The sequence below is a fragment of the Saccharopolyspora sp. genome, from assembly GCF_017434145.1.
In the GTDB taxonomy this organism is placed as follows: Bacteria; Actinomycetota; Actinomycetes; order Mycobacteriales; family Pseudonocardiaceae; genus Saccharopolyspora_C; species Saccharopolyspora_C galaxeae.
Map to the genome: position 1 here is coordinate 1 of NZ_JAFRFW010000290.1, position 6,939 is coordinate 6,939.

At 71.4% G+C, this 6,939-nt stretch carries 8 protein-coding genes; 7 read left to right on the forward strand and 1 reads right to left on the reverse strand.

Annotated elements, in window-relative coordinates; translation table 11 throughout:
- The first annotated feature begins 61 nt into the window (after positions 1–61).
- Genes IJH84_RS08045 through IJH84_RS08065 form a run of 5 tightly spaced genes read left to right on the forward strand, consistent with a single transcriptional unit; the run spans position 62 to position 3,715 of the window.
- Positions 62–1,000, forward strand: coding sequence for a hypothetical protein (locus IJH84_RS08045; RefSeq protein ID WP_200073467.1), 939 nt, complete (start codon positions 62–64; stop codon positions 998–1,000).
- Between the two features lie 3 nt (positions 1,001–1,003).
- Positions 1,004–1,645: a hypothetical protein gene (locus IJH84_RS08050; protein ID WP_200073468.1), complete on the forward strand. Its 642-nt coding sequence runs from the start codon at positions 1,004–1,006 to the stop codon at positions 1,643–1,645.
- Positions 1,642–2,481 (forward strand): hypothetical protein, encoded by an 840-nt coding sequence (locus tag IJH84_RS08055; protein WP_295142202.1) that lies wholly within the window; start codon positions 1,642–1,644, stop codon positions 2,479–2,481. The genes IJH84_RS08050 and IJH84_RS08055 overlap by 4 nt, the downstream gene beginning before the upstream one ends.
- A complete protein-coding gene (locus IJH84_RS08060; RefSeq protein WP_295142205.1) occupies positions 2,457–3,338 on the forward strand; it encodes an ATP-binding cassette domain-containing protein in 882 nt (293 codons plus the stop codon). The genes IJH84_RS08055 and IJH84_RS08060 overlap by 25 nt, the downstream gene beginning before the upstream one ends.
- Positions 3,338–3,715, forward strand: coding sequence for a hypothetical protein (locus IJH84_RS08065; RefSeq protein WP_295142208.1), 378 nt, complete (start codon positions 3,338–3,340; stop codon positions 3,713–3,715). The genes IJH84_RS08060 and IJH84_RS08065 overlap by 1 nt, the downstream gene beginning before the upstream one ends.
- A gap of 28 nt (positions 3,716–3,743) precedes the next feature.
- On the opposite strand, the gene IJH84_RS08070 is transcribed toward IJH84_RS08065, so the two are convergent.
- Positions 3,744–4,364 carry a response regulator transcription factor gene (locus IJH84_RS08070; protein ID WP_200073472.1) on the reverse strand — a complete coding sequence of 207 codons (621 nt, stop codon included), beginning with the start codon at positions 4,362–4,364 and terminating at the stop codon, positions 3,744–3,746.
- Between the two features lie 502 nt (positions 4,365–4,866).
- Between IJH84_RS08070 and IJH84_RS08075 the strand changes: the two genes are divergently transcribed.
- Complete coding sequence (locus tag IJH84_RS08075) at positions 4,867–6,018, forward strand: class I SAM-dependent methyltransferase (protein WP_295142211.1); 1,152 nt, start codon at positions 4,867–4,869, stop codon at positions 6,016–6,018.
- Positions 6,018–6,939 (forward strand): glycosyltransferase family 2 protein (locus IJH84_RS08080; RefSeq protein ID WP_295142214.1); only part of this gene is annotated, 922 nt, incomplete at its 3' end. The genes IJH84_RS08075 and IJH84_RS08080, both read left to right, overlap by 1 nt.

The window sequence follows — 6,939 nt, forward strand, 5'->3', positions numbered from 1 at the left end:
AACTGGCGCAGGGCACGCACTGGGAGTCCACCCATCGGCCACCGCAGGAAGGGAGCAGGCGATGAGTCACCTGGACGCCGACGAGGTCCTCGAGGCGGCTCGGCAGCAGGCCGCGGGCGGCCGGGTGCGCTCCGCGGACCACCTCCGCGAATGCGCGCGGTGCGCGGACGGCGTCGCCGCCATGGCGCGGTTGACCGCCGCGGGCGAAGTGCTGGCCGCGGAGGAGGATCGCGAGCTGGCGGTGCCCTCGTTCGAGCACGTGCGGGCCGCGTTGCCGGGGAACCAGGCCCGCACCGGCCCGCAGCGCGAACCGGCGCCGCGGGGCGCGCCCGAGCGGCGGGGGAAGCAGCTCCTGCGGTTGACGGCCGCGTTGGTATGGGCGCAGCTGGCGCTGCTGCCCCGCCTGCTGCTGCCCGCCAGCGCGTTCGCGTTCGCCGCTGCGGTCGTGCTCGCCACGGCGCTGCCGGAAAGCTCGGCCGGGCTCCGGGAACACGCCTTCGGCGCGGCCGTGGTGCTGATCGTGCTGGCCGGGGCGCTGACCACGTATTCGGGTGGGCGCGATCCGCGCACCGAGCTGCAATTCAGCCTGCCCATCGCACCCCCGACGGTGTTCGTCTGCCGGGTGGTGGGCGTGCTGGGTCTCGACGTGCTGCTCGCGGTGCTCGGTTCGGTCGCGGTGCACGTGTTCGGCGGGTCGCCGAGCCTGGCCGGTGTCCTGGCGAGCTGGTTCGGGCAGGCGTTGCTGACCGTGGGGGTCGCCCTCGTGTTCGCGGTCGCGCACGCGCCGGCGACCGGCACGTTGGCGGGCGTGCTGGTGTGGCTGCTCGGTTCGTCCAGCGGTCTGCCGGAAGCCGGTGGGCTGGGCGGAATCCTGCGCCCGGCGGTTTCGACGCTGTGGACCAGTTCGCCCGCGGTGGTCGCGCTGGCGCTGGCCCTGCTGGCGATCGCGGTGCTGGGGATGCGGTTCCCCCGGTTCGGGCCGCGCCGGGAGGGGAGCTGAACCATGGCCGTGAACCGCATCGAGCGGCGGCGCTACGTACCGGGTATGCGTTCGTTGTCGCGGTACGAAATGCGCCGCTGCGGTCCTGCGGTGCTCGCGGTGCCGCCGCTGGCGGGCATCACGGTGGGCATCGCGTCCTCGCTGGCCGGATGGCAGTCGTTGCTGCTCGGCGAGGTCCTGCCGGTTCTCGTCGCGCTTCCCGCCGCGGCGGTCGCGGATGGCGATCCGCTGCGCGAGCTGCACGAGACGCTGCCTCGTCGCTACGTGCGCACGGCTGCTTGCCGGCTGGGGATCGCGGCGGGTGCGGTGCTGACCGGTGTCGTGGCCGCTGCGGTGCTCTGCGCCGCGTTCGGCGGAGGCGCAAGCGTGCTCGGGCACGCGGCCGCCGCGTTGTGCTCCGCCGTGCTGCTCGTCGGCATCGGCGCGCTGGTGGGCGCAGCGTCCTCGTCCGCGGCGGCCGCATCGACCGCGATGATCGCGGTATGGCTCGGGCAGCTGCTGCTCGGTGACCGCATCCTCGGCGACGGCGCCGCGCGACTGCTGGTACCGGCCTGCGTCGGTTGCGCCGCGCTCGCGCTGGCGCTGCGCCGGTTCGACTCCGGCGCCGACGTGCTCGGCGCTGCCCGCAGCGGGGCCGGGTCATGAGCGCGCCCGGAGTCCGGACGGTGCTCGCCACCGCGCGCTACGAGGCGCTGATCGCGCTGCGCACCAAGGCGCTGTGGTGGTCGCTGCTGCCCCTGACCGCATTGGCGCTGCTGCTCGCCGCCACGTCCGGTCGGGTGGTCGGCGCCAGCGACCCGGTTCGCCGGGTGGCCGAGACTTCGCTGGTGTTCAGCCTGCTGTGCACGCTGGGCATCGCGGTCGGCCTCGCCGGACGACTGGCCGGGCACCGCCGCAGCGGGCTGACCGATCTGCTCGACGCCACCGCCGCGGGCATCCCGGCGCGCGTGGCGGGCTCGCTGCTCGGTTCACTGCTGGTGGCACTGGTACCACCGGTCTGCGGGTTCCTGCTGCTGGTCGTGGTGACCTCGATCAGCACGGGCGCCCCGGCGGCGGTCGGCGCCGGGCTGCTGGCGATCGTGGTGGTGCTGCTGCCGGCGAGCCTGATGCTGAGCAGCTTCGCCGCGATGCTGGGCGTGCTGCTGCCGGTTGCGGCCGCCCGCGTGCTCACGGCGGTGTTCTGGCTGTGGGCGACGGTGCTCAGCCCGATGCTGCTGCCGGTACCGACCGCGACCGGCACGGTGCTTTCCCCGCTGGCGCGGTACCCCGCCGCAGCATGGCTGCACGCGTCACCCGCGTCCGCGACCTACGGCCTCAGCGGCGCGCTGCGCCCAGAAGTGCACAGCGCCACAGCCACGGCGCAAGTGCTGTGCACGCTCGCCGCGAGCGCGGTTTTCCTCGCGGTCGCGGCGATCCGGCTGAACGCACGTACCCGAGTTCCGAACCGGAGGGCACGATGGATGTCTCGCTCAGCGCAGTGACCAAGGTCTACCGGGGTGGCACTCGCGTGCTCGACGGGCTCGACCTCGAGATCGGCGAAGGAATGCTCGGCCTGCTCGGCGCGAACGGGGCGGGCAAGACCACGTTGATGCGGTTGCTGACCACGGTGCTCAAACCGACCAGCGGCCGCATCGCGGTCGGCGGCCACGATCTGTCCACCCGTTCCGGGGTGCACGCGGTCAAGCGCATGTTGGGCTACCTGCCGCAGGAACTTTCGCTGTACCCGGAGCTGACCGGTGCCGAGTTCCTGGACTACGTCGCGCTGCTCAAGGGCATCGGCGACCGGGCCGAACGCCGGCGCCAGACCGACGACCTGCTCGAGCAGGTGGGAATGCGGCAGCACGCGAAGCAGCGCATCGGCGACTACTCCGGCGGGATGAAACGCCGGATCGGCATCGCGCAGGCACTGCTGGGCGATCCCGAGCTGCTCGTCGTCGACGAGCCGACCGCCGGACTCGCTCCGCAGGAACGGATGCGCTTCCGCGCGCTGCTGGCGGGGCTGTCCGGCGTCCGCATCGTGATCCTGTCCACGCACATCCTCGACGACGTGGCGCAGAGCTGCCCGAACGTCGCGGTGCTCGGCGACGGCAAGGTCGCCTACCACGGCAGCACGGCCGGGCTGACCTCCGCGGCGTCCGGCCGCACCTACCTGGTGCCACCGGGACGGCCGGTTCCACCGGATTCGACGGTCGTCAACGCCGTCGCCGGCCCCGAAGGCACCGAATACCGCGTGATCAGCGAGAACCCCGTTCCGGGGGCGCGGCAGGTGGAACCGTCGCTCGAGGACGGCTACGCGGCATTGGTGCGCAACAGTTCCGACAAGATGGCGGTGAATTGATGAGGACGTTGACGAAGCTGGTCCTGCTGGGAACCGCGGCGCTGGCCCTGACCGGGTGCGGTGGCGGTGGCCAGGGCACCGCGGAGGCGGGTGCACCGGTGCCGATGCCGCCCGCCCGCAACGGCGAGCAGCCGATCAGCGCGGCGAACATGGGGCACTTGTGGCCGCTGACCGTGCCCGGCGGTGTGCTCACCTGCGTCGGCGACAACGAGGCCGTGTTCACCGATCCCGGTGGCCGCTCCTACGCGCTCAACGAGCGCGCCGAGCGGCACCACCCCAGCATCGAGCCGCTGCGCGCCCAGGGCGAGGGCAGCGAGAAGATCAGCCTCGGCGCGTTGCGCAGCAAGACCCTGAAACTTTGTCCCGAGCAGCGGTGAGGCGGCCGGTTCCGCGCTGCGCCGATCGTCAGCCCGCACGCCGGCTGGTGGCCAGCAACGAGCGGAGTTCGGCGCGGCTGGAAACTTGCAGTTTGTCGTAGAGCATCCGGATCCGCCGGTACAGCGTCCGCTCGGAGCAGAAGAACCGCCGGGCTATCGCGGAAACGGTCTCCTCGCTGCAGAGCATGTTCTTGAGCCGGTCCAGCTCTTCGTCGTCCATCGTGGGCTCGCCCGCGAATCCGGCCGCGCGCTCGTACGGCGCCATCAGCGCGTTGCTCACCCGGGTGTCCGCATCGGCGCGCGAATTCCCCGCGTTGATGGCGGTGGCGCGCACGGCCTCGAGCTGGGCACCGACCGGGATCGCGAGGTTCAACACCGAGGATGCCCCGTGTTTGATGGCGGAGTACGTCTGGTGCCCGTTGTAGTCGTGCACCACCGCGACCACGGGTGAAAGCCAATGCCCGCAGTCCCGCAGATTCGAAATGCAGGCGGCCTGGTCTTCGCTGGTGGCGGGCAGAAACACCGGATTCCCGTTGTCCGCCAGCGCCTCCACTCCGGACGCCTCGAAGAACTCCACGGCGAAGCCGAACTCGGGCAACGGCAAGGTGCCCACCATCCCGGATACCAGCGCCTTCAGGTGCGCGTGCACCCGAGCGGTAAGACATCCGGGAAGGTGCTGCGCACAGGCCTGCGGCCGGCGCTTGGCCGGTCCGTCGGCGGGCAAGTGCGTGATCGCGCGCGCGTCGAATCCGTTCGCCGGGCGCGGACAATCGAGCTCATTCGTTCTCCCCACAGCGACACCCCAGTCGAGCACAAGAAATCATGGCCAGGCGCAGCCGCGGCAAGGTCCCCAGTATGCCGAAGCGCGCCTTCCGAATAACCCCAGGTGGTACTGAACGCCGTCACCTTAGCACAGCAAGATCCATCACGGCTCGCTGATCGGACGGCCGTTTTCGGCGCATGCGCTCGAACCCTCGGTTGCGAAACCGTGCACCCGATCCTTCGGATCTGCACCTCCGGCTGCACCGCGCCGCAATGCGCGCGGAACTGCCAAGAACTGCCATCCGGGTGTCGACCGGCTTTCCCGCAGCCGGTCCGATGCGAGTCTGGCCACCGGTTTGTCCACAGCGGTGCAAGGAGAGGAAGCGACGATGGACTTCGCCACCGCCCGGACGCTGGTGCGCGCCGCGACGCTGGGAATCGACGACCTGGAGCGGGCGATCGCAGCAGCGGGTGCCTGCGCGGCCGTCGACTTCCTGCTCGACGAAATCCGCCCGCGGCTGCGGCTGTCCGAGCTTTCCGAGTTCGACCAGGACACGATCGTGCGGCTGTGCCTGCAAGCGGGCGCGGAGACGGTGCACCGGGACTTGGTCGTGCGGCGGAACGGATCCGGCTGGGCGTTCGGTCCGTCCGGCGAACATCCGGTTGCGGCGGCCGCGGTCATCACCCAGGACCTCGCCGAAGCGCTCCGCGGAACCGTCTCGCCCTCCGGCGCGAGCGCGGCGACCCGTTCCGTGCAATGGCGGGACGCGGACGACTTCACCGCGTTCCACTCCCCACCGGCCGCGTTCCGCGTGGTGCAGCGCTTGCTCGCGGCAATGGAGCGTCGCGACGACCGGGACCTGAGCGCGCTGGCCGCGCACCACGGCTCGGACAAGTGGGGGCTGCACAACTACACCCCGCACTACCAGCGGCACTTCGAGCCGTTGCGGGACGAGCCGATCGTCTTGCTGGAGATCGGGGTGGGCGGCTACCAGGACCCGACCGGCGGGGGCGCATCACTGCGCATGTGGCGGGATTTCTTCCCGCGGGCGCTGGTGTACGGATTGGACGTCGTCGACAAGAGCGCACACGACGAGGGACGCATCCGGACGCTGCTGGCGGATCAGGCGGATCCCGGGTCGCTGAGCCGCGCGGTGGAGCCGATCGGGCGCCCGGACATCATCATCGACGACGGCAGCCACATCAACAAGCACGTGCTCAGCACGTTCCGCGCGCTGTTCCCGCTGCTGCGGCCGGGCGGCAAGTACGTGATCGAGGACCTGCAGACGGCGTACTGGCCGAGCTTCGGCGGTAGCGAGCAGTCCACCTGCGATCCGCACACCACCATCGGGCTGCTGAAGGACCTGGTGGACGGTCTCAACCACCAGGAGCTGACCGAGCGCAATCCCCGCAGCAGCAGCACTACCGACACCCAGATCGCCGGGGTGCACTTCCACCACAACCTGGCGGTGCTGGACAAAGGGCTCAACCTGGAGCCGGGCGCGCCGTCCTGGCTGGCCCGGACCCAGCCGGAGTCCTGATGGCCGCGCGCATCGCGGTCATCTGCCCGGCGTTCAACCGCTCCGCGGCCATCCTGCCGACGGTGGAAAGCGTGCTGGCGCAGACGGTGCAGGACTGGGAACTGCTCGTCGTCTCGGACGGCAGCACCGACGACACCGACGAGGTCGTCCGGGCGGTGCGCGATCCGCGGGTGCGACTGCTCCGGGTGGCGAACCACGGCTGCCCGGGCGGGCCGCGCAACGCGGGTCTCGCGGCCACGTCGGCTCCGTACGTGGCTTATCTGGACCACGACGACGTGTGGCTCCCGAACCACCTCGAAGTCCTGCTCGGAATGCTCCAAGCCGGTGCGCCGCTGGCCGGGACCGGATGCGTGCGGGTGGATCCGTCCGGACGGGTGCGGCACCGCTCCGGAGTGCTGGATTCCGTCTGGCACCCGGAACTGCAGGTTCTCAACGCGATGTACGAACCGTCCCGCGTGGGCCACGTGCGCCCACTGGTCGCCGAGGCGGGCGGCTGGAGCACGGCCGCGGCCGGGTTCGAGGACTGGGACTTGTGGACGCGGCTCGCCGAGCGGGGCGTGGACTTCGCGGTAGCAGCGGACCGGACTTCGGTGCTGACGCTGGAGGACGGCAGCAGGCGGCACCTGTTCAGCCCCCGGCACAGCATCGGGCTGGCCAAGACCGGCGCGGAACGGGACGCGGACCGGGTGCGCGACCTGCTCGCCGGTGAGCACGGCCGCGCCCGGGCCGAAGCGGCGTACCTCGCCGACACGGAAGCTTGGTACGTCGACCTCTGGGATTCGGCGCGCTGCGTCCGGCCGCCCGAAGTGCGGCGGGTCGACGTGCTCGAAGCGGTGCGCGCGAAGCTCGCTTCCGGCGAGGCCGGCTCGTTCCTGCACGGCTTGGTCACCGTCCCGCACGCGGGCGGGTTCGTGCTCGCAC

Coding starts and splice junctions, on each gene's coding strand:
- IJH84_RS08060 (WP_295142205.1), top strand. CDS start 2,457: ATGGATGTCTCGCTCAGCGCAGTGACCAAGGTCTACCGGGGTGGCACT.
- IJH84_RS08045 (WP_200073467.1), top strand. CDS start 62: ATGAGTCACCTGGACGCCGACGAGGTCCTCGAGGCGGCTCGGCAGCAG.
- IJH84_RS08055 (WP_295142202.1), top strand. CDS start 1,642: ATGAGCGCGCCCGGAGTCCGGACGGTGCTCGCCACCGCGCGCTACGAG.
- IJH84_RS08065 (WP_295142208.1), top strand. CDS start 3,338: ATGAGGACGTTGACGAAGCTGGTCCTGCTGGGAACCGCGGCGCTGGCC.
- IJH84_RS08050 (WP_200073468.1), top strand. CDS start 1,004: ATGGCCGTGAACCGCATCGAGCGGCGGCGCTACGTACCGGGTATGCGT.
- IJH84_RS08075 (WP_295142211.1), top strand. CDS start 4,867: ATGGACTTCGCCACCGCCCGGACGCTGGTGCGCGCCGCGACGCTGGGA.